Raw genomic sequence first — 20713 nt, 5'->3', positions numbered from 1 at the left:
AAAAAATGAAAAGACAAAAAGTGATTGTGTGGGTCATATTATCATGGGTTGGTGTATTCTTCTCGGAGGCAAAATCTCAATCAATTACAGTAGGAGCCGATTGTGTAAGCAGTTATATCTGGCGCGGGTCCTATTGTGGATCTGTTAGTATTCAGCCTTCTTTGGGAATAGAGTACAAAGGTTTGACATTCGGAGCATGGGGGTCTACAGATTTGACATCTCCCGATTTGGAATTGGATTTGGCCTTGGGCTATGTATTCAAAGGTTTTGAAGTAGCCATAACCGATTATTATTTTAATGAAATTGACGGGGTGGAGTATAATTATTTTAAGTATAGAAACGGCAAGACATCCCATACATTCGAGGCCACACTCGGGTATACTTTTAATGAAAAATTTCCTTTGTCCTTGAGTTGGAACACCTATTTTGCCGGAGCAGATGCCTCGTACGACAAGAAACGTACTTATTCTACCTATGTACAGTTATCTTATCCCTTTAGGCTTTGGAGTATCGATATGACAGCCGGGGTAGGCATCACTCCTTGGAGAGGAATCTATGCTGATAAGTTTAATGTCGTGGATATATCGATGAGAGGAGAGAAATCCATACCGATAACGCAGTCCTTCTCTTTACCGTTATTTGCGGGAATTGTATTTAATCCGACGACAGATAAAGCTTATCTGATTGCAGGCGTCTCATTCTAATTTTTGTAAAATATGAAAAAGATTGAAGCTATTATTCGAAAAACCAAATTCGAAGATGTGAAGGAAGCCTTATTGGCTGCTGATATTGAATGGTTTTCTTATTATGATGTCAGAGGTGTAGGAAAGGCTCGGGAAGAACGCATATACCGAGGAGTTATTTATGACACGAGTTGTATAGAGCGTACACTTGTCTCTATCATTGTCCGGGATATTAATGTCGAAAAAACGGTACAGGCTGTACAACTGGCGGCATGGACCGGCGAAGTCGGAGATGGACGTATTTTCGTAATACCCATAGACGATGCTGTCCGTATACGTACAGGCGAGCATGGAGATATCGCTCTCTATAATGCCCAATAAAAAAATAGTCAGGTTATCAATTTTAAGGTGAAGAAGATTAGTTTTTAGGTATCTTTTTTTTAAAGTAAAAGTTATGAAAAGTAAAGATAAGAAAATCCGGAATAGAAGATATATCTGGATGATGGCAGTATTGAGTATTTTCCCGATGGCTACTCTTCGGGCAGAAGTGCCGGATATGGAAGAAAGTGTCCGTATGACCAATATTATGGAAATGATTGCAGATACGAATGCATCCATTGACACGGTTTGGATGTTGCTGGCTGCTATGTTGGTATTTTTTATGCAGCCGGGTTTTGCATTAGTCGAAGCCGGATTTACCCGCACCAAAAACACGACTAACATTTTGATGAAAAACTGTATTGATTTTATGTTCGGCTCGATTTTGTTTTGGTTTATCGGTTTCGGATTGATGTTTGGAATCGGAAAATTTGTCGGGACACCGCATTTCTTCGATTTGGAAATTATGGATGAGATTATTGCCAATGGTTTGCCGATAGAAGGGTTCTTGATTTTTCAGACAGTCTTTTGTGCTACATCGGCAACAATTGTTTCCGGGGCAATGGCCGAGCGCACAAAATTTTCTATGTATCTGGTATATACGGTGTTTATCAGCGTGTTTATCTATCCGATTTCCGGGCATTGGACGTGGGGTGGAGGCTGGTTGATGAACGCTGACGAAGGGAGTTTTATGATGACGGCATTTGGCGTTCCGTTTCATGACTTCGCTGGCTCCACAGTGGTACATCTGGTCGGAGGAGTTGTAGCCCTGGTCGGAGCTGCGATTCTTGGTCCACGCATCGGGAAATACGATAAAAGTAAAAAATCGAGAGCAATTCCGGGACATAGTCTGACATTAGCCGCATTAGGCGTTTTTATATTATGGTTCGGATGGTTCGGGTTCAATCCCGGCTCTCAATTGGCTGCTGCAGGAATCGAAAACCGGACTGCTATATCACATGTATTTTTGACAACAAATTTAGCCGCATGTGCTGGAGGCCTGTTCGCTTTGTTTACCAGTTGGTTTAAGTACGGAAAACCCTCCTTATCTTTGACATTGAACGGAGTTTTGGCAGGGTTGGTCGGAATTACGGCAGGATGCGATTTGGTCTCGCCTTTCGGATCTGTGGCAATCGGCATTATTTGCGGTGTTGTCATGGTCTATGCTGTCGAATTTATCGACCATGTGTTAAAGATTGATGATCCTGTGGGCGCTTCATCGGTACATGGAGTCTGCGGTTTTTTGGGAACTATTTTGACTGGACTATTTGCTACGGCGGATGGTTGGCTTTATGGAGCCGGACCGAACTTTTTCTTGGCACAGTGTTTTGGCTCTGTCACTGTCGGAGCCTGGGCAGCACTTATGGGGTATATAGTTTTTAAAGGATTAGACAAAATTTATGGAATACGAGTCCCTGCCCGTATCGAAGAAGAAGGACTTGATATTTATGAACATGGAGAGACTGCATATAACTAAATAGCCGATTTTTGGCAAGCAGAGGAGCTGTTTCGGGAGAAATTGCTCCTCTTTTCATAGTTTTGAAATGGATACGACATGAAAACAACATCGGTCTGTCATGCTGAAGCAATATATCCCCCCTTTCTTTGTATCAGTAAAATAGATATACTATGATGAGAACAAAAGTTTCTACCGTTATCCTGTCAGATGTACATATCGGCTCGGAGCATGCCAAAGTCAAAGAACTGACATCGTTTCTTAAAAATGTAGACTGTGACAAACTCATCCTCAACGGGGATATACTGGATGGCTGGAAGTTACAACGCAATCCCTTCGGACGATGGAAAAGAGAATATACCGAGCTGGTAAAAGTTATCATGAAAATGATGGAAAATCACGGTACACAAGTCATCTATGTCCGAGGCAATCATGATAGTTTCCTGGACAGGATATTGCCGTTGACACTCTCCTCGGTTTCATTTGTAAACGATTATATACATTGTTCTCACGGTAAACGATATTATGTGACTCATGGTGATATATTCGACAATATATGCACCAGGATGGTCTGGCTCGCCAAGTTGGGCGATTACGGATATACATTGCTCCTGTGGATGAACAAAATCGTAAATCACTACCGGCAAAAAAACGGCAAGCCCTATTACTCCTTTTCACAATCGATAAAGCATAAAGTAAAATCGGCCGTATCCTATATTTCCGATTTCGAAAAAGAGTTGGCGACCATTGCTGCAAGCCGCCACTTCGATGGCATTATATGCGGACACATTCATCAGCCGGCAGACCGTTGGTACGGAAATATTCGCTATTTGAACTCAGGAGATTGGGTCGAATCGTTAAGTGCATTGATAGAGCATACCGATGGCTGTTGGGAAATATGGCGATATGAAGAGTGCCTTCTGAACAATGACTCCGCCGAACAGTGGGTGGTAGCATCATAAAACCCGGACAGGAGAGTGAACAAGGACATATGGTAACTTGTTTTTTGGATATAAGTCAAATGTAAATGACAATATGAAACTATTATTTATAATTCAGGGAGAGGGTAGAGGCCATTTTACACAAGCATTGGTGATGCAAGAACTGGCTCGCAGTAGAGGAGACGAAGTGGTAGCGTGCCTGGTAGGGAAGAGCGAACACCGCCGCTTACCGGAATATTTTCTCTCGAAGATGAAGACTCCTGTTGAATCTTTCGTAAGTCCCAATTTCTTGCCTACAGCGCAGAACAAGCGCCCCAATCTGGTGAAAAGTACATTATATAATCTGCTTCGGTTGCCCCGTTATGTTTCGGGGATGAAGTTCATAAGAGGTAAAATACGCGAATACCAACCCGATATAGTCGTCAATTTTTACGAACTGCTCACAGGCCTTACCTATTTCTTTATTTCCCCTCAAGTCCCGATGGTCTGTGTCGGGCATCAATACATGTTTTTGCACCGTAAATTCCGCTTCAAGAAGACTTTTTCCATCCCTATGTTTTCTCTTCGCTTTTTCACTCGGATGACCTCTTTAGGAGCCTCTAAGAAACTGGCGTTATCATTCTACCCGATGCCCGATGATTATAAGCGGGGTATTATCGTTGTGCCGCCTCTGTTGAGAAAAGAAGTGATGCAGTTACAGATTGCCGATGGAGACTACATACATGGATATGTACTCAATAGCGGATATATAGAAGAAATAAAAAAATGGCATCAGGCCCATCCCGATACGAAACTCGATTTCTTTTGGGACAAGCAGGATGCACCCTCTGATATGACTGTAGACGCTAACCTTTCCCTACACCGTATCGACGATAAAAAGTTCCTTTATTATATGGCAGGATGTAAGGCATACTCGACTACGGCCGGCTTTGAGTCGGTTTGTGAAGCCCTCTATTTGCAGAAACCTGTACTGATGGTACCTGTCCATATAGAACAGGAGTGTAACGCCTTCGACGCGATGAAAGTAGGAGCCGGTATCGTATCCGATACTTTCGACCTGAACAAGCTTCTCGATTACATACCTGATTATAAGAAAAATACAGCCTTCAGAAGATGGGTTGCCAATGCCGACTCATTGATTTTCGCCGAATTGCAGGCACTATACGATACGATGTTGTATCCTGCAAATATACCGTTTTCGTTAAACAATCGGTAATAACTCCCCTGTTTAGCTTTTGTTCGTGTCCGTTTGAGAATATCTTTTATAGTGTCTATTTCCCCTCTTGAGAGGGGACTAAGGAGTGTGTTACGGAGAGAAGTGCGACAAGGCTGAACTATTTCGGGCAGTTGGTATTAGTGCTGCGAGCCAATATTTGTTAGTCTTTAGTAAGAGTTTTTTGATTTGAAGAAGCTATGCTCGGGCGTCACACACACCCGACCCCTCTCCAGAGGTGAGCTTGGGAAGTTTTATTGTAAATGAGAGTGTTATAGTATTTGTTTCACCTCTTGAGAAGGGACTAAGAGGTATGTTGCGGAGAGATGCGTGACTTAAGCAGCTCTATACAAGATGCTGCCGAGCGATGTAAAATATAACTTGGAGCCCGAACCAATTGGGGCAATTTCTTTGAAGCTGTTTTTCCATTTTTATAAAGATAATAGCGGGCTATTTGACGAATGCAAACGGGAAAACAGCCCGAAATTACTTTTATCAAAAAAAATTCAAGTAAGCTTATTTGTTATATTTGATATAACGGTAGAAAGAACCTTGGTTAAGTTTCAACTGGCGGCATATTTGGGAAATAGACATTTGATTCATCTCATACATATGTTTGGCCAGTTTTATTTTATGAGCCATTTGAGAAGTCATGCCGGAAGGCCGTCCCAGTTTTTTCCCTTCATTTATCGCTTTGTCCAGTCCTTCGGTGATACGCAATCCTGCAATATCCTGTCTGAAGCGGTTCAGGCTCGAGAGCAAATCTATGATTTGGGTATCTTCAGGCGAGATTTGCAGTTTATATTCATCGACCGATTCAAACCCTATCCCTTTCTTCAGTATTTCGCATATGATGGATAACAAGTCTTTCATCCCCGTGCAAATATGGGCCAAAGAACAGACTACAATCGTGTCACCCTTTTCTAATTGCGGTAATACCAGAGAAAGGTTGCGTTCCAAAAAAATAGAATCAGAAGGTACTCCGTGCTGGTTTAGTTTTTTTATTTCCTGTTGCAGTTGCTCAGCATTCTTTGACACCCTGATGAAGCCCTTTTTCATAATATGATATATTAAAATTCCTGTTTATATATTTGGGGTTAATGTGAATATCCGCTTTTTTAGAATAGTAAAAAATGAATCCTTAATATATAAATTAAAATTACCTTTTTTCTTTCTAATCGGAAAGCCGGATTGTTTTTTTATAAAGATATGATATTATTATATTAGCAGAGTGTGAAATCAAAGATAATTTCCTTGAACTAAAATATATGAATAATAAGCATTGCGACAATATAAATATTTTAGGATTCTCATATTATTGTCCTATTCCGTTTGTTAAGAATGTTATTATATTAAGTATTATTTTTTACTAAAGTTTGTTTGGATTTCGCAGGTAAAGATATAAAATATTTGTGATGCAATACATCAGAGGGCAAAATATTTTGATTATTTCGAAATAAAATTGTTTATTAAAAATATAAATTGAACGGAAAATATTGAATATCTGTGAAAGTTTTATTTCCTTACAAAAGGGTCAGACATACTTTTTTATTGCGAAAATTTGAACAAGTCATCATCTCCGGAAATTATTTTCCACCTGTTCCTTCTAAAAAGGTATGCGCAACTGTCGGGGAAAGCGTTCGTCGCTTAATGGATGCGATACCGAGAGCCCGAGTAAGCGTATCGGTCGATTTTCGTAATGTGTTTCTTTGAGCAGATTTTTGGCATGGGGCAGTATCTCTTCGAGAGAAGTAAAAGCCTGACCGATGGTGATACTTTTACTTAGAGTCGAAAAGTCCGAAAAACGTATCTTTAAAGTGAGAGTGTTACCTTTGAATTCTGATTTCTTCAGGCGCTCGCTCAGTTCTACGGCAATGTGATACAATTCGATGATGACCGACATCTTTTCTGTCAGGTCTTTTTCGTATGTCCTTTCACAACCTGCCGATTTCCTTTCGCGCTCAGGATTTACCGTACGGTTATCTATACCATGAGAGAAGTCGAAGTACAGTTGACCGGCCTTTCCGAACTGGCGCGTAAGGTACTCCAGAGAGCATTGTCGCAGTTGCAGCCCATTGTGGATACCCAATTTATGCATTTTCTGGGCAGTAACTTTCCCCACACCCCAGAAAGATTCAATAGGGAGTTTGGCAATGAAGTCAAGAGCCTTTTGCGGGTGAATGACGTACAATCCGTCAGGCTTTCGGTAATCGGAAGCTATCTTGGCCAGAAATTTATTGAACGAAATTCCGGCCGAGGCCGTCAGCTGAGTACGCACCTTTATCTTCTCCTTTATTTCCCGGGCGATGTCCGAAGCCAGCTCGATATTTTTTTTATTATGAGTAACATCCAAAAAAGCCTCATCGATAGACAACGGTTCTATAATATCGGTATATTCCCTGAATATTTCATGAATCTGGGCCGATATTTCCTTATATACAGCCATTCTGCCGGGGACGAATATCAGGTTGGGGCACAATTCCCGCGCACGAGTCGAAGGCATGGCCGAACGCACACCGTATTTACGAGCCTCATAGCTGGCTGTAGACACCACTCCTCGCGATTCATCCCGTCCCACCGCAATCGCTTTGCCCCGGTATTCAGGATGGTCGCGTTGTTCCACCGAAGCATAGAAAGCGTCCATGTCGATATGGATAATTTTCCGAACAGGAAGACTTTCCATATTACGTCATTTGATAACCAGAACTGCGGGACAATGATCCGAATGCTTTACGTGCGGTAAGATAGAAGCATCCAAGAGCCTTTGTCGCATACAGTCGCTTACCATGCAATAATCTATGCGCCACCCCTTATTATTGGCACGGGCATTGAATCGGAAACTCCACCAGGTATATTCCTGGGAGTCGGGATGTAAAAAGCGGAAACTATCGGTAAATCCGGACGACAAGAAACGGCTCATCCACTCCCGTTCCTCCGGTAAGAAACCGCTGTTCTTTGCATTACGTATCGGATCATGAATGTCTATGGCCTCATGGCAAATGTTATAATCACCGCATAAAATAAGGTTGGGACAGCTTTTTTGCAGTTCGAGAACATACCGTTGGAAATCTTCGAGCCATACCATCTTGAAGGCTTGGCGTTCGTCGCCCGATGTCCCGGACGGATGATATACGCTGACGACAGATAGGTCTCCGAAATCTGCGCGGAGAAAACGGCCTTCGTCATCATATTGAGGCATACCCATTCCATAAGCTACAAGGTCGGGCTCCTTGCGGGAGAGTAAAGCGACACCGCTATATCCTTTTTTCTTTGCCGAATAAAAATAACATTTATATCCGATAGCCTCGAATACTTCGGTCGGGATTTGTTCGGGTTGGGCTTTGGTCTCTTGCAGGCACAGTACGTCGGGCAATTCCTCGGCCAGCCAGTCTGTCAACCCTTTGGACAAGGCACTCCGTATGCCATTTACATTATACGTGATGATTTTCATATACCATTTATGTTTTTTAAAAGTAAAAGTAATTAGCAATAAACATATACGCAATTATTGAGCCTAAAAAATGTATAAATACGATTGTTCCCCTTAGAGTCTGTCTGAATTTTGCTCGGGTTAGATTTGGAATTTTCTTATCGGAAAAGTTAGACAAGCTCTTAAGCAAGGATAGTGTTGAACCGGTAGTACGAGGAATTTTAGATGTACTTACACACGCAGATATTCTGGGGAAGAGCCAGAGTATGATCCTACAATATAAATACAATAAAGTAAGCCAAGAGACAATCTCCCGAATAGTTATTTCACTGCCTGTTTCTTTCCATTCACTACCCGTTTGTTCCATTTCACTTTATTCTTTATAGCTGATCTCTTTATGCTTTTCTACATTTGTATCATCAATCGATATATAAATGAAAACAATGCTATAAGATGTTTGATGCAATAGTACATTTCTCTGTCAGGAAGAAACTTTTTGTCGGCCTGACGACGATTTTTCTCCTTATCGGAGGTATTTATGCCATGCTGACATTGCCCATCGACGCAGTGCCGGACATTACAAACAATCAGGTGCAGATTGTCACCGTGTCACCCACATTGGCACCGCAAGAGGTGGAGCAGTTGATTACCTTCCCTGTCGAGATAGCCATGAGTAATATCATGAACGTAGAGGAAATCCGGTCAGTCAGTCGCTTCGGGCTCTCCTTGGTGACAGTAGTATTCAAAGAAAGTGTTCCTACCTTACAGGCGCGACAGCTTGTCAACGAACAGATACAGACCGTGATAAGTGAGATTCCTCCGGAATTAGGTACTCCGGAGTTGATGCCTGTTACCACTGGGCTGGGTGAAATTTACCAATATACGTTGCAGGTGGCACCCGGCTATGAGGACAAATACGATGCGATGGAGCTGCGCACCATTCAGGATTGGATCGTGAAACGGCAGTTGTCCGGTATTCCCGGTATCGTGGAAATTAATAGTTTCGGTGGTAACCTGAAGCAATATGAGGTAGCAGTGGATCCGGATGCACTCTACTCGCTCAATATCACCATCGGGGAAGTGTTCGAAGCGTTGAATAGTAACAATCAGAATACGGGTGGCAGTTACATCGAGAAAGTGAACCGAGCCTATTATATCCGTTCGGAAGGAATGATAAGCAGCTTGCAGGATGTAGAACACATTGTAGTGGCAAACCGTAACGGTATCCCCGTACACGTAAGTGATGTGGCTGATGTACGTTTCGGAAGTGCCAAGCGCTTTGGAGCCATGACCATCGATGGGAAAGGGGAGTGTGTGGGTGGCATTGCCATGATGCTGAAAGGGGCTAATGCCAATGTTGTCACTTCCGAACTTGGGAAACGGGTAGAACAAGTACAAAAGATGTTGCCCGAGGGCATCAGCATTGAGCCTTACCTGAACCGTTCGGAATTGGTGGACCGGAATATCTCCACCGTTATCCGTAACCTGATAGAAGGTGCGGTCATCGTATTTTTGGTACTGATTGTGTTTCTCGGCAATGTGCGTGCCGGGTTGATTGTAGCTTCTGTCATTCCGCTTGCCATGCTGTTTGCCTTTATTTTGATGCGCGTGTTTGGAGTTTCTGCCAACTTGATGAGCTTGGGGGCGATAGACTTTGGAATTGTGGTGGACGGTTCCATTGTTATTCTGGAAGGCATACTGGCTCATATTTACGGGCGGCAATTCATAGGACGCAAGTTTACGCAAGCAGAGATGGATGCCGAAATAGAAAAAGGCGCAAGCAAAGTGGCGCGTTCGGCCACTTTTGCCGTACTGATTATCTTGATTGTGTTTTTCCCTATCCTGACGCTGACGGGCATCGAAGGGAAATACTTCACACCGATGGCAAAGACATTGGTGTTCTGCATCATCGGAGCCTTGTTGCTGTCGCTTACCTATGTCCCGATGATGGCTTCCCTCTTCCTGAAACGGGAGGTAAAAGGAAAACGAGTGTTTGCCGACCGTTTCTTTGATAAGTTGAACCTTGTCTATATGAAGATTCTGGCAGTCTGTATGCACCATGTCCGTCTGACGGTTTTCATTGCATTTTTGGCTTTGGCAGGCAGCATGGCCTTATTTACAAAATTAGGGGCGGAGTTTATTCCTACGCTTGACGAAGGCGACTTTGCCATGCAGATGACGCTCCCTGCAGGCAGTTCGCTGACCGAAAGCATAGAAGTATCCTGCCAGGCGGAGAAGATTTTGAAAGAACGCTTTCCTGAGATAAAGCATGTAGTAGCCAAAATCGGTACAGCAGAAGTTCCTACTGACCCGATGGCGGTAGAAGATGCCGACGTGATGATTGTGATGAAGCCTTTCAAGGAGTGGACCAGTGCCTCCGACCGTGCAGAGATGGTGGAAAAGATGAAAGCTGCTTTAGAACCATTGGCTGGCCGTGCCGAGTTTAACTTTTCCCAGCCCATCCAGCTTCGTTTCAATGAGCTGATGACGGGAGCCAAAGCCGACATCGCTGTCAAGCTTTATGGCGAGGACATGGCGGAACTTTATGATAAAGCAAAGGAGGCAGCCGCTTACATTGAAAAGATTCCGGGAGCCTCTGACGTTATCGTAGAGCAGGCGATGGGGCTTCCGCAATTAGTGGTAAATTATAACCGGGCAAAAATAGCCCGTTATGGCATCAACATCGAGGAACTGAATACTATCGTGCGCACAGCCTATGCAGGTGAAGCCGCCGGTGTGGTATTCGAAAACGAACGTCGTTTTGACCTTGTACTCCGCTTGGATTATGACAAAGTGAAAGACCTGAACTTGGATAAGCTCTTTGTGCGCACTGCTGAAGGCATACAGATACCGATGAGTGAAGTGGCAACCATCGATTTGGTCAACGGCCCTTTGCAGATAAACCGTGATGCTACGAAACGGCGTATCGTTATCGGAGTGAACGTGCGTGATGCTGACATACAGCAGGTAGTGCAGGGCATACAGGCAACGTTGGAAAAAAATATCAAGCTGAAGCCCGGTTACTACTTTTCTTATGGCGGACAATTTGAAAATCTGCAAAACGCCATTGATACACTGCTCGTAGTTATTCCGATTGCCTTGATGCTCATCTTGTTGTTACTTTTCTTCGCTTTCAAGTCTGTTACCTATACGCTGATAGTGTTCAGTACGGTACCTTTGTCGCTTATCGGAGGCATTGTGGCTCTTTGGTTACGCGGGTTGCCGTTCAGTATATCGGCCGGTGTAGGGTTCATTGCGCTTTTCGGTGTGGCGGTACTCAACGGCATCCTGATGATAAACCATTTCAAGGAAGTCCGTAAGAGCACCCATTACCCGCTGTGTACCTCGCGTATAATCCGCAAGAGCTGCCCGCACTTGCTTCGTCCGGTATTCCTTACAGGGCTGGTTGCCTCACTTGGGTTTGTGCCGATGGCTATAGCCACTTCTGCCGGAGCCGAGGTGCAGAGGCCATTGGCTACAGTAGTAATTGGCGGGCTTATTGTCTCTACTACACTGACGTTGCTCATTATTCCGGTATTTTATCACATAGTAAATTCTACAGTTATGTTACGATATAGCAAAATGAGAAAGTGGTTCGGTTTCGGCAGCTATCTGTTGTTGTTGACCGCGGTCACATTGCCTGTTCAGGCACAAGAAGGTACGGCAAGAACCGTCACTTTGAAACAAGCATTGGAAATGGCTTTGCAAAACAACCCACGTTTGCGCATCGCTGACAGCGACATCAAACGCCTTCGGGCCGTTCGGGGTGAAGTGATGGAATTGGGCGCTACTGAGTTTTCCTATTCTTGGGGACAACTGAACGGGGTTGAGCGAAAAGACAAGGAGACTGCTGTCTCGCAACCGCTCGGTTCGCTGCTCGTGCCTTTCTACAAGAATGTCCTTGTCAACAAGCAGGTGGCCACTGGCTCATTCTACAAGCAGATGGTGGAGAAAGAAGTGAAAGCAGAGGTGAAGCGTGCGTGGGCCTATTACCTGTATGCTTGGAATTTGAAGGATATGTACAGTGAACAAAGTCGTCTGGCAGACAGATTGCAAAGGGCGGGAGAATTGCGTTATAAACAGGGCGAAATCACCCGGCTCGAAAAGAGTATGTCCGCTACTGTTGCCTCTGATATGCGCAACAAGCTCTTTCAGGCGGAAGAGGAGCTCAAATTGGCCGCTTCTCGTTTTCAATGGATCTGCTATGCCGATATGCCGCTTGTGCCAGCCGATATGGAGCTTCAGCTTTATCCGGTTGATTTGGATACGTGTTCGCTATCCGAAGCTCACTTGAACTATATCCAAAGTCAGACCGAGGAAAAGAGGGCGATGTTGAATGTGGAGCGCAGCCGTTTTTTCCCGGAACTGTCCGTAGGATATGTAAGACAAAATATTTTGCCCGATAAGGGATTGGATTCCTGGATGGTGGGCGTCTCTTTTCCCGTGTGGTTTCTGCCGCAACGTAGCAAAGTCCGCCAGGCAAGGTTCGAAATGGACAAAGCACAGATGCAAGCTGAGGCTGACCGTCGCAATCTGGAGTTGAAAGTGTCGGAACTGCGTGCCAGCCTTCGGCGATATGGTGAGAGCATACGTTACTATACAGCAAGTGCATTGGTCGAAGCAGATAACCTGATGAAGACCGCCGACTTGCAATTTCGCGAGAGCGAAACGGATATCAGCGAGTATGTCCAGAGTATGAATGCCGCATTGGAAATCAGGAAAGGATATGTCGAAACCGTCTACCAATATAACGTTGCGGCACTTGAATATGAATTGTATCACCAATAAAAAAAATTACGCATCGAAATGAAAAAGATGATTTTCTCGGTTGCAGCCCTGTTACTGGCATCTTGCAACGCTTCCGATAAACAGAATGAAGGCACGACAAGCCTTTCTGTCCATTCTGTGGACACGATGGTCGAAACAGCTCGGCCTGAGGATTCTTTGCATGTAGATGGGACAACTGGGGCCACTGCCAAAGCCAATCCGGCATCATTCAATGGCACTTTGGTTATTCCTCCCCAGAACTTTGTCTCCGTCACACTCACAATGGGAGGAGTGGTAAGTAAACTTCTGCCACTGCCCGGTACTTATGTCCGTAAAGGCACGCTTATAGGTATTTTAGAAAATCCGGATTTTATCATGTTACAGCAGACCTATCTGGATAGCCGGGCGCAATTGGAATATTTAGAAGCTGAGTATCGCCGGCAACAGAATCTATCGCGGGAAGAGGCTGCCTCGCAGAAAAAGCTACAGCAGAGCAAAGCCGATTATTTGTCGATGAAGAGCCGCCTGCAAGCTGCCGATGCTCAACTCCGCTTGCTGGATATCGACCCTGAAAAGTTGGTTGCCAATGGCATATCGCCTTATATGGAGGTTATAGCGCCCATCAGTGGTTATGTCTGCAACGTGCAAGCCAATCTTGGCAAGTATCTTGAAGCCGGAACTTCTCTTTGTGACATCATAGATAAAAGAAAGATTATGATACGCCTGATTGCTTATGAGAAAGATTTGGAGGCAGTGAAGACCGGTAGTTCCATACAGTTCCGTGTTAACGGACTGGGGGATACGGTTTTTCACGGAAGGATAGTATCCATAGGGCAGCAGGTGGACAATACCAATAGGTCTATCGAGCTCTATGCCGAGGTGGCAGATGCCAGTCCGCTCTTCCGTCCGGGTATGTATGTTTCTGCTCGGATGACAGGAGAATGAAAAGGATTTTGTACCTTTGTTCCTATGTCGGAACCCAGATAAAGACAACTATGTGCGTGACAAACAGGAAATACGTCCAGTTGACGGTGGTAGTGTCGCTAGCTGTCAGTTTTCTTATCCATTTCCCGGAATTGGTATCGCTCTCAGATGCGCAGGAGCAACGTACGCTTTTCCCGGATATGTCATTGGCCGATGTGCTTTTTGAAGTAGGCTACGCCTTTCTTTCTCTTCTGGCACTTTTTGTCGTGAACACTGTCTTTTTCAAGTTCAATCGTCCGAATAACCGCATGACATGGTGGAAAGTAGCACTTTCTTTTATCCTTGTATGGTTGCTGAGCAAGGCATTAGGGGGAGCATTCGTTTTCCTGCACCATCATTTCAGCATTCCCGCTATCGATGCTACTGTACACCATTACTTGCATCCGGTACGTGATTTTATGATGAGTATTGTTGTCACAGGCACTTGTTATATCTATTACCTGACCGCTCAGTGGCAGGCCATGTTGTTGCAGAACGGGGAGTTGCAGGCTGAGAATGTACGCAACCAATACCAGGCACTGAAGAACCAGCTGAATCCTCACATGCTGTTCAATTCGCTCAATACCTTGCAGTCGTTGGTACGAGAGGGGCCTGAACGGGCACAGGATTATATCTGCCAACTTTCTCACGTGCTGCGCTACACTTTGAAAGAGAACGATACGCATGTCGTCACCCTCCGCGAAGAAATGGATTTCGTAGAGGCATATATCTACCTGATGAAGATGCGTTATGAAGATAACCTGCATTTCATAGTTGAGGTAGATTCTCGCTGTTTGGATTATGTACTGCCGCCACTTTCCATACAAACATTGGTGGAAAATGCTGTAAAGCATAACGAAATCAGCAGCCGGAAACCTTTTGTTATCGAAATCGGGATAATAAGAAGCCCTGCCGACAGTACATTTTCTCTCTTTGTGGAGAATGTTTTGCAGCCCCGCCGCACAGTCTCTTCTGGAACGGGCATAGGATTAGTCAACCTTGCCAAGCGTTACGAACTGTTATTGGGCAAAGAAATCAAGATAACGGAGGCGGATGGCCGTTTCCGCGTTTGTATTCCTCTTATGAAACCCTGAAAAACTTATAGATTGCAATGAAAACTCTGATTATCGAAGACGAAAAAGCGGCTGTTCGCAACGTGAAAGCTGTGTTAGGACTGGTAGCCCCCGATATTGAAGTGATTGATGTGCTGGACTGTGTGGAGGACGCTATTGATTGGTTCCGTGCGCATCCTATGCCCGAACTGGTTTTCATGGATATACATTTGGCAGACGGGTCGGCATTCGAGATATTCGAACACACAGACATCACTTGCCCCATTATCTTTACTACCGCTTATGATGAATATGCGTTGCGGGCTTTCAAGGTCAACAGCATTGATTACCTGCTCAAGCCTATCGGAGAGGAGGAGATGCGTGCCGCGCTTGCCAAACTGAAGCAACTTCGTACTGTTCGTCCGGCCGAACCGGACCTCCGGACATTGATGCGTGCCTTAAAACGGGAAGAGAATTACAAGACACATTTATTGGTGCCTGTCAAGGGCGATAAGCTCCTGCCTCTCGCAGTAAATACCGTTTGCTGTTTCTACATTGCAGATGGTATTGTGAAAGCAGTCACGATGCAAGGCGGGGAGTATGTTATCAACCGGACTTTGGATGAACTTGCTGATTGTCTGGAGCCGAAGCGATTCTTTCGGGCCAATCGCCAGTACCTTGTAGCCAGAGAAGCAGTGAAAGATATCAGTCTATGGTTCAATAAACGTGTGATTGTCAATTTGCAGGTTGCCACGCCCGAGAAGATTGTAGTCAGCAAGAACCGGGTAGGAGAGTTCAAGGAGTGGCTGACCGGAAGTAGTACTTCATATTAAAAGAGCGTTTTGATTCAGCCAAACGGGCAGAGCCGGATTAGTTCGAGCTATGTCATGGCACAAAAACGTCGGATGAAATCCAACAAATACCTTAATGAGCATCGTAATCTCTAAATTCCCAGGATTCGTACTGCATTGGACAAGAGGTTCTCAAAAGCCCGCTTCTTGCTTTTTATTACATGGTTCGTAAGCCTACAAAAAAATATCATTCGAGAAACTTGGAATTATTGCTTTTAATATAGGGGTAATTTCATGTTTTCTTCTTTCAAAAGGCAAAAAGCGGCAAAGAGTTGTTGAAAACTGGATAACCCCACTTATTTCTCAGCCCCTTTGTAAGTAAATAATGCGAATAGTCGATTTATATATAGATGATTGCCGGTAAGCATAGTCGGTGTGTCATAAAATAAAATTTAGACAGGGTTTGTCACCGGATGAACGATTTTACTATTCGAAGCGTTTATTGGTAAACGAAAGACAAACCAATAATACACTATAAAATGTATAAATTGATACTACTGAGGCATGGTGAAAGTATATGGGAGCAGGAGAACCGTTTTACGGGTTGGTCCGACCCGGATTTATCGGAAAAAGGAAAAGAAGAAGCACGGCATGCCGGAGACCTTTTGAAATCATTTCACTTTCGGTTCGATACATGTTATACTTCCTATTTGCAGAGAGCCATAAAAACTCAGTATATAATAGCCGAAGAAATGGGGTTGCTATGGGTTCCGGTGATAAAAAACTGGAGACTGAATGAACGGCATTACGGAGCACTACAAGGATTGAGTAAAACGGAGACAACCGAGAAATACGGTGAAGAGCAAGTAATGATATGGCGCAGAAGCTATGATGCGAGACCGCCTCAGATATCGGACTTTGACCCCCGTTTCCCGGCACATGATATACGCTATGAAGGTATAGATGCCTCTTTGTTATCACATGGAGAGTCATTACAAGATACGGTAAATCGAGTATTGCCTTGTTGGGAACTCGATGTTGCACCTGTTGTCAAGCAAGGAAAAACGGTGTTGATTGTAGCCCATGGGAATAGTTTGCGTGCATTGGAAATGCATCTCTTGCAACTCACTCCGGAAGAAATTGTCAAGGTTGAGATACCGGTCGGGAAACCTGTAATATTTGAACTGGACAAAGAGTTGAAAACACTTAAATATTATTTCCTCGGGTGAAATACTTTTCCAACACCCATAATAGCAGGTGGTTTGACGGGCAAAAGCAGAAAAAACAAGTTATAAGTAAATATAATTGCATTATTCATTAAATTTGCCTTGTTGTTAGAGCGGTTTAAAATTCGCTGGTTCAGCTTTGTAAATCTTTATTCGAGGATATCTTTTTGTTTTTGTGAGAAAGATAACCGATAGCTTGACGAATGAAAATGGGAAACCGGACCGGAAAAAGATACAAAGAAGTTCTGAATAGGTTATTTTTGTGGTGGAATTTAAACAAGCTTTTAAGGATAAAGACGATGAGTATGAAGATAAACAAGACCAATGCCGCCCGATTATTGGACAAAGCCGGAATCTCTTATGAGCTCATTCCTTACGAAGTGGATGAGAACAATCTGGCAGCTACGCACGTTGCCGAACAGTTGGGAGAAGATATACGGCAAGTGTTCAAGACTTTAGTACTACGGGGCGATCGCAATGGCATTTTTGTATGTGTGATACCCGGTGATAAAGAGGTCGATTTAAAAGCCGCGGCTAAAATTTCAGGTAATAAAAGTGCCGAGATGATAGCGATGAAAGAACTGTTGCCCATAACCGGTTATATAAGAGGAGGATGTTCACCGATAGGGATGAAAAAACATTTCCCTACATATATCGATGCCAGCGCATCGCTTTTCGACTACATATATATAAGTGCCGGTATCCGGGGATTGCAGATAAAGATAGCCCCTCAAGAGCTGATGGCATTCGTCGATGCCCGTTCGGGAGAGATAGCCCATGACGGAGTATAGCCGGTCGGCAATCGGTTCAGCCGATAACCAATTTGTATTTTTGTAAAAGGGCAATGGCACCTTCCGGAGAAAACAGAGCTTGCTTCAGGTTATTTTCTTCAGGGTCGATATGGAAATTAAAAGCTGTTCTCATGTCGGCTTTTGACAGCGTGGTGTGGTAAAATGCCGTTCGGCTCAGGTCGCAATGAGAGAATACCGCTTCGGTGAGATCACAGTCGGCAAAGTCGCATTCGCAAATACGGCATTCCGAGAAATGTGTCTTTTTCATCTTTTTACGGGAAAATAGGACATATTCGATAATGCAACGGTTGAATTGTACCGAAAAAAGAAAATCCCTGCTGGCGGTAAAGTCCACACCGGATAATTTGCAATCTGAAAAGTGAACCTGTTGGAATCCTGTCCCCACGACTTGGCAAAGCGACAGATTACAATTTTCAAAACGGCATTCCATAAATACACTTCCCGAAAGGCGCATTCCGCTAAAATTGCAATTGGAAAAAGTGCATTCCGAAAATTCTTTTCCCGAAAGCTCGTCCGTAGCAAAAGTATATTTATCGAATGTCAAGTTGTCCATTTATTTATTTGCTTTTGTCCGGTCCATTGAAATATTTGCAATATTCCCGTATTCCGCATTCGAGGCATTTAGGCTTGCGAGCTACGCAGATATAACGTCCATGCAAGATTAGCCAGTGGTGGGCGATAGGCAGCAAGTGGCCGGGTATATGCTTGACAAGAGTTTTCTCCGTTTCGAGAGGAGTCTTTGATTGGTTGGTGAGACCTATTCTGTTCGATACCCTGAACACATGAGTATCTACAGCCATAGCCTCTTTTTTGAAAACCACCGAAGCGATTACGTTAGCCGTTTTGCGACCGACACCAGGCAGCTTTTGCAGTTCGTCTACATCCGAGGGGATGACCCCGTTGAAGTCACTGAGAAGTTTTTTCGCCATTCCTACCAGATGTTTCGATTTGTTGTTGGGGTAAGAGACACTTTTGATATATTCATATACGACTTCCGGAGTCGTGGCGGCAAGAGCCTCCGGAGTAGGAAAAGCCTCGAACAGGGGAGGAGTTATCATGTTTACCCTTTTGTCAGTACATTGAGCCGACAAGATGACAGCTATAAGCAACTGGAACGGGTCTTTATATTGTAACTCTGTTTCGGCTATCGGAACGTTCGTCGAGAACCATTCTATAACTTTGTCATATCTTTCCTGTATTCTCATGAGTATAACAATTAGACGGCAAAAGACGCAGTACCGACCGGGTATTCATGCCCCCTTCGTCCCCAGCGCCTTTTGTATAAAGTTAGATTAGATTGTACACCGATGCTCAATGAGCCGACACGAATTCCTGTAAGAATCGTTGGTCATTTTCCGAGAACATGCGCAAATCTTTTACCTGATATTTCAAGTTCGTTATACGTTCTATACCCATACCCAGGGCATAACCGGTATATACTTTGCTGTCTATTCCGCAGGCATCGAGTACATTCGGGTCTACCATACCGCAACCCAGAATCTCTACCCAGCCGGTATGTTTACAGAATGCACAACCTTTACCCCCGCATAAGTTGCAAGATATATCCATTTCTGCCGATGGTTCGGTAAATGGGAAATAAGACGGGCGCAACCGTATCTTGGTTTCCGGGCCGAACATTTCTTTGGCAAAGAACAACAAAGCCTGTTTCAAGTCGGCAAACGATACATTTTTGTCTACATACAGAGCCTCTACCTGATGGAAAAAGCAGTGTGCCCGATACGAGATAGCTTCATTACGATAAACCCGTCCCGGACAAATGATGCGGATAGGAGGCTGATTGTGCTCCATGATGCGGGTTTGTACCGATGAGGTGTGTGTACGTAACAGTACATCCGGGCTACGCTGTATGAAAAATGTATCTTGCATATCGCGGGCAGGATGGTCTTCGGCAAAATTCAGTGCCGAGAATACATGCCAGTCATCTTCCACTTCGGGACCCTCGGCAATAGAGAAACCTAATCTCCCGAAAATTTCGCAAATTTCATTCTTTACGAGAGATATGGGATGGCGTGTACCTAGCTCTATCGGATACGATGTACGGCTTAGGTCTATCAGATTAGCATCCTGTTCTTCGCTGCCCAATTCATTTTTCAGGTCATTTATTTTGGTCAGAGCCTGTTCTTTCAGTTCATTCAACAACTTTCCTACTTCCTTTTTATGCTCAGCCGCTACATTCCTGAAGTCATTGAAAAGCTGTGATATTTCGCCCTTTTTACTCAGGTATTTTATACGCAGAGTTTCTATCTCGTCAGCTTTAGAAGCCTTCAGAGACTCTATTTCTGCTTTAAGATGATTGATTTTATCAAGCATGATGATCTTGTTTTCTGTTTTTCAGATGCAAATTTAATAAGAAACTGCTTTGTTTCATAATAATGCGCAAAAATTATCGGAAGAAAGTTATTTCCCATAAAAAACAAAGCCGGGTAAGCATTGTTTTGCAAACGATACATCACTTTATTTCGATATTATATAGCTAATCTTGATGACTTATGTCCAAGAGCTTGTCTGAATTTTCCAATATATTATCCGGTCGTTTTTCCCGTTTTTTCCCGTCAATAAAAATAATCCACAAAGCTTCTACCCGGGCAAAATGCTAATAAGCTTTAAAGTAACCCGTACAAGCAGAATATGGAAAAATTTGATTATGCAACATTCTATATCGTACAGGTTACTGCTCTACATTCTTTTATTGCATTAAAAACAATACTTTTTCTCAATCGTTTCTTTTCTTCAGGATACGTACAGCAACTCAGCAGTGCGAGATTCATACGTTGGTTGTCTGTTTTGATATACTCTCAGCGAAGAATAGCTGAAATAGAATTGATATGTTATTCAATAACCTACATTGCTGCCGTCTATTTTTCGGTCTGATGAGTTCATATAACAACTACCAGAATGAATCTTTATTACTTTTTAGATTCCATATAATCATTTGATAGTTAATCCTTTTGTGTGGTCGGACGTTGAGTATAATGGTAGA

At 43.8% G+C, this 20713-nt stretch carries 18 protein-coding genes; 12 read left to right on the top strand and 6 right to left on the bottom strand.

The annotated features are described in order from the left end of the window. Positions 1 to 5: 5 nt before the first annotated feature. The 5 genes from BN2628_RS04035 to BN2628_RS04015 all read left to right on the top strand — a co-directional run bounded on the left by BN2628_RS04035 (position 6) and on the right by BN2628_RS04015 (position 4674). The gene (locus BN2628_RS04035) at positions 6 to 704 is read left to right on the top strand and encodes a hypothetical protein (protein WP_074023961.1); all 699 of its coding nucleotides are present in this window, start codon (positions 6 to 8) and stop codon (positions 702 to 704) included. 12 nt (positions 705 to 716) lie between these two features. Next, positions 717 to 1064 carry a P-II family nitrogen regulator gene (locus BN2628_RS04030; RefSeq protein WP_055096094.1) on the top strand — a complete coding sequence of 116 codons (348 nt, stop codon included), beginning with the start codon at positions 717 to 719 and terminating at the stop codon, positions 1062 to 1064. Between the two features lie 193 nt (positions 1065 to 1257). Further along, a complete protein-coding gene (locus BN2628_RS04025; protein WP_270569028.1) occupies positions 1258 to 2538 on the top strand; it encodes an ammonium transporter in 1281 nt (426 codons plus the stop codon). A 152-nt stretch (positions 2539 to 2690) separates the two neighbouring features. Then, positions 2691 to 3479: a UDP-2,3-diacylglucosamine diphosphatase gene (locus BN2628_RS04020; RefSeq protein ID WP_044229949.1), complete on the top strand. Its 789-nt coding sequence runs from the start codon at positions 2691 to 2693 to the stop codon at positions 3477 to 3479. 73 nt (positions 3480 to 3552) lie between these two features. Further along, positions 3553 to 4674 carry a glycosyltransferase family protein gene (locus BN2628_RS04015; protein WP_044229946.1) on the top strand — a complete coding sequence of 374 codons (1122 nt, stop codon included), beginning with the start codon at positions 3553 to 3555 and terminating at the stop codon, positions 4672 to 4674. A 513-nt stretch (positions 4675 to 5187) separates the two neighbouring features. On the opposite strand, the gene BN2628_RS04010 is transcribed toward BN2628_RS04015, so the two are convergent. From BN2628_RS04010 to BN2628_RS04000, 3 genes are all read right to left on the bottom strand, one after another. After that, positions 5188 to 5730, bottom strand: coding sequence for a recombinase family protein (locus BN2628_RS04010; RefSeq protein ID WP_021930736.1), 543 nt, complete (start codon positions 5728 to 5730; stop codon positions 5188 to 5190). Between the two features lie 547 nt (positions 5731 to 6277). Beyond that, the gene (dinB, locus tag BN2628_RS04005; RefSeq protein ID WP_044229943.1) at positions 6278 to 7354 is read right to left on the bottom strand and encodes a DNA polymerase IV; all 1077 of its coding nucleotides are present in this window, start codon (positions 7352 to 7354) and stop codon (positions 6278 to 6280) included. 6 nt (positions 7355 to 7360) lie between these two features. Beyond that, on the bottom strand, positions 7361 to 8122 hold the full coding sequence (locus BN2628_RS04000; RefSeq protein WP_044229942.1) for an exodeoxyribonuclease III: 762 nt from the start codon (positions 8120 to 8122) through the stop codon (positions 7361 to 7363). A gap of 432 nt (positions 8123 to 8554) precedes the next feature. On the opposite strand from BN2628_RS04000, the gene BN2628_RS03995 reads away from it, so the two are divergent. From BN2628_RS03995 to ybaK, 6 genes are all read left to right on the top strand, one after another. Further along, entirely contained in the window at positions 8555 to 12889 is a 4335-nt protein-coding gene (locus BN2628_RS03995) for a CusA/CzcA family heavy metal efflux RND transporter (protein WP_044229940.1), read from the top strand. Between the two features lie 18 nt (positions 12890 to 12907). Next, a complete protein-coding gene (locus tag BN2628_RS03990; RefSeq protein ID WP_044229938.1) occupies positions 12908 to 13813 on the top strand; it encodes an efflux RND transporter periplasmic adaptor subunit in 906 nt (301 codons plus the stop codon). Between the two features lie 50 nt (positions 13814 to 13863). Beyond that, positions 13864 to 14925: a sensor histidine kinase gene (locus tag BN2628_RS03985; RefSeq protein ID WP_055096092.1), complete on the top strand. Its 1062-nt coding sequence runs from the start codon at positions 13864 to 13866 to the stop codon at positions 14923 to 14925. A 17-nt stretch (positions 14926 to 14942) separates the two neighbouring features. Further along, positions 14943 to 15716: a LytR/AlgR family response regulator transcription factor gene (locus tag BN2628_RS03980; RefSeq protein ID WP_044229931.1), complete on the top strand. Its 774-nt coding sequence runs from the start codon at positions 14943 to 14945 to the stop codon at positions 15714 to 15716. Between the two features lie 497 nt (positions 15717 to 16213). Further along, the gene (gene gpmA, locus BN2628_RS03975; protein ID WP_044229929.1) at positions 16214 to 16903 is read left to right on the top strand and encodes a 2,3-diphosphoglycerate-dependent phosphoglycerate mutase; all 690 of its coding nucleotides are present in this window, start codon (positions 16214 to 16216) and stop codon (positions 16901 to 16903) included. Between the two features lie 296 nt (positions 16904 to 17199). Beyond that, the gene (gene ybaK / locus BN2628_RS03970) at positions 17200 to 17691 is read left to right on the top strand and encodes a Cys-tRNA(Pro) deacylase (RefSeq protein ID WP_044230009.1); all 492 of its coding nucleotides are present in this window, start codon (positions 17200 to 17202) and stop codon (positions 17689 to 17691) included. A gap of 16 nt (positions 17692 to 17707) precedes the next feature. Here the strand turns inward: ybaK and BN2628_RS03965 are convergent, their stop codons facing one another. The 3 genes from BN2628_RS03965 to pheS form a co-directional block, all read right to left on the bottom strand. Continuing rightward, on the bottom strand, positions 17708 to 18265 hold the full coding sequence (locus BN2628_RS03965; RefSeq protein WP_044229927.1) for a pentapeptide repeat-containing protein: 558 nt from the start codon (positions 18263 to 18265) through the stop codon (positions 17708 to 17710). A 4-nt stretch (positions 18266 to 18269) separates the two neighbouring features. Continuing rightward, on the bottom strand, positions 18270 to 18917 hold the full coding sequence (gene nth, locus BN2628_RS03960; RefSeq protein WP_044229924.1) for an endonuclease III: 648 nt from the start codon (positions 18915 to 18917) through the stop codon (positions 18270 to 18272). Positions 18918 to 19023: 106 nt separating this feature from the next. Then, a complete protein-coding gene (pheS, locus tag BN2628_RS03955) occupies positions 19024 to 20043 on the bottom strand; it encodes a phenylalanine--tRNA ligase subunit alpha (RefSeq protein ID WP_044229921.1) in 1020 nt (339 codons plus the stop codon). A gap of 318 nt (positions 20044 to 20361) precedes the next feature. Here pheS and BN2628_RS03950 point away from each other — a divergent pair, with 318 nt between their 5' ends. After that, positions 20362 to 20604 (top strand): hypothetical protein, encoded by a 243-nt coding sequence (locus BN2628_RS03950; protein WP_044229919.1) that lies wholly within the window; start codon positions 20362 to 20364, stop codon positions 20602 to 20604. Positions 20605 to 20713: the final 109 nt, after the last annotated feature.

It is taken from the genome of Gabonia massiliensis (genome assembly GCF_001403595.1).
Lineage (GTDB): Bacteria > Bacteroidota > Bacteroidia > Bacteroidales > Coprobacteraceae > Coprobacter > Coprobacter secundus.
This window is presented reverse-complemented; position numbering and strand designations above follow the sequence as displayed.

What these genes read in the sequence shown, in the direction of transcription:
- BN2628_RS04035 (WP_074023961.1), top strand. Translation starts at nt 6, where the DNA reads ATGAAAAGACAAAAAGTGATTGTGTGGGTCATATTATCATGGGTTGGT.
- BN2628_RS04030 (WP_055096094.1), top strand. Translation starts at nt 717, where the DNA reads ATGAAAAAGATTGAAGCTATTATTCGAAAAACCAAATTCGAAGATGTG.
- BN2628_RS04025 (WP_270569028.1), top strand. Translation starts at nt 1,258, where the DNA reads ATGACCAATATTATGGAAATGATTGCAGATACGAATGCATCCATTGAC.
- BN2628_RS04020 (WP_044229949.1), top strand. Translation starts at nt 2,691, where the DNA reads ATGATGAGAACAAAAGTTTCTACCGTTATCCTGTCAGATGTACATATC.
- BN2628_RS04015 (WP_044229946.1), top strand. Translation starts at nt 3,553, where the DNA reads ATGAAACTATTATTTATAATTCAGGGAGAGGGTAGAGGCCATTTTACA.
- BN2628_RS04010 (WP_021930736.1), bottom strand. Translation starts at nt 5,730, where the DNA reads ATGAAAAAGGGCTTCATCAGGGTGTCAAAGAATGCTGAGCAACTGCAA.
- dinB (WP_044229943.1), bottom strand. Translation starts at nt 7,354, where the DNA reads ATGGAAAGTCTTCCTGTTCGGAAAATTATCCATATCGACATGGACGCT.
- BN2628_RS04000 (WP_044229942.1), bottom strand. Translation starts at nt 8,122, where the DNA reads ATGAAAATCATCACGTATAATGTAAATGGCATACGGAGTGCCTTGTCC.
- BN2628_RS03995 (WP_044229940.1), top strand. Translation starts at nt 8,555, where the DNA reads ATGTTTGATGCAATAGTACATTTCTCTGTCAGGAAGAAACTTTTTGTC.
- BN2628_RS03990 (WP_044229938.1), top strand. Translation starts at nt 12,908, where the DNA reads ATGAAAAAGATGATTTTCTCGGTTGCAGCCCTGTTACTGGCATCTTGC.
- BN2628_RS03985 (WP_055096092.1), top strand. Translation starts at nt 13,864, where the DNA reads ATGTGCGTGACAAACAGGAAATACGTCCAGTTGACGGTGGTAGTGTCG.
- BN2628_RS03980 (WP_044229931.1), top strand. Translation starts at nt 14,943, where the DNA reads ATGAAAACTCTGATTATCGAAGACGAAAAAGCGGCTGTTCGCAACGTG.
- gpmA (WP_044229929.1), top strand. Translation starts at nt 16,214, where the DNA reads ATGTATAAATTGATACTACTGAGGCATGGTGAAAGTATATGGGAGCAG.
- ybaK (WP_044230009.1), top strand. Translation starts at nt 17,200, where the DNA reads ATGAGTATGAAGATAAACAAGACCAATGCCGCCCGATTATTGGACAAA.
- BN2628_RS03965 (WP_044229927.1), bottom strand. Translation starts at nt 18,265, where the DNA reads ATGGACAACTTGACATTCGATAAATATACTTTTGCTACGGACGAGCTT.
- nth (WP_044229924.1), bottom strand. Translation starts at nt 18,917, where the DNA reads ATGAGAATACAGGAAAGATATGACAAAGTTATAGAATGGTTCTCGACG.
- pheS (WP_044229921.1), bottom strand. Translation starts at nt 20,043, where the DNA reads ATGCTTGATAAAATCAATCATCTTAAAGCAGAAATAGAGTCTCTGAAG.
- BN2628_RS03950 (WP_044229919.1), top strand. Translation starts at nt 20,362, where the DNA reads ATGGAAAAATTTGATTATGCAACATTCTATATCGTACAGGTTACTGCT.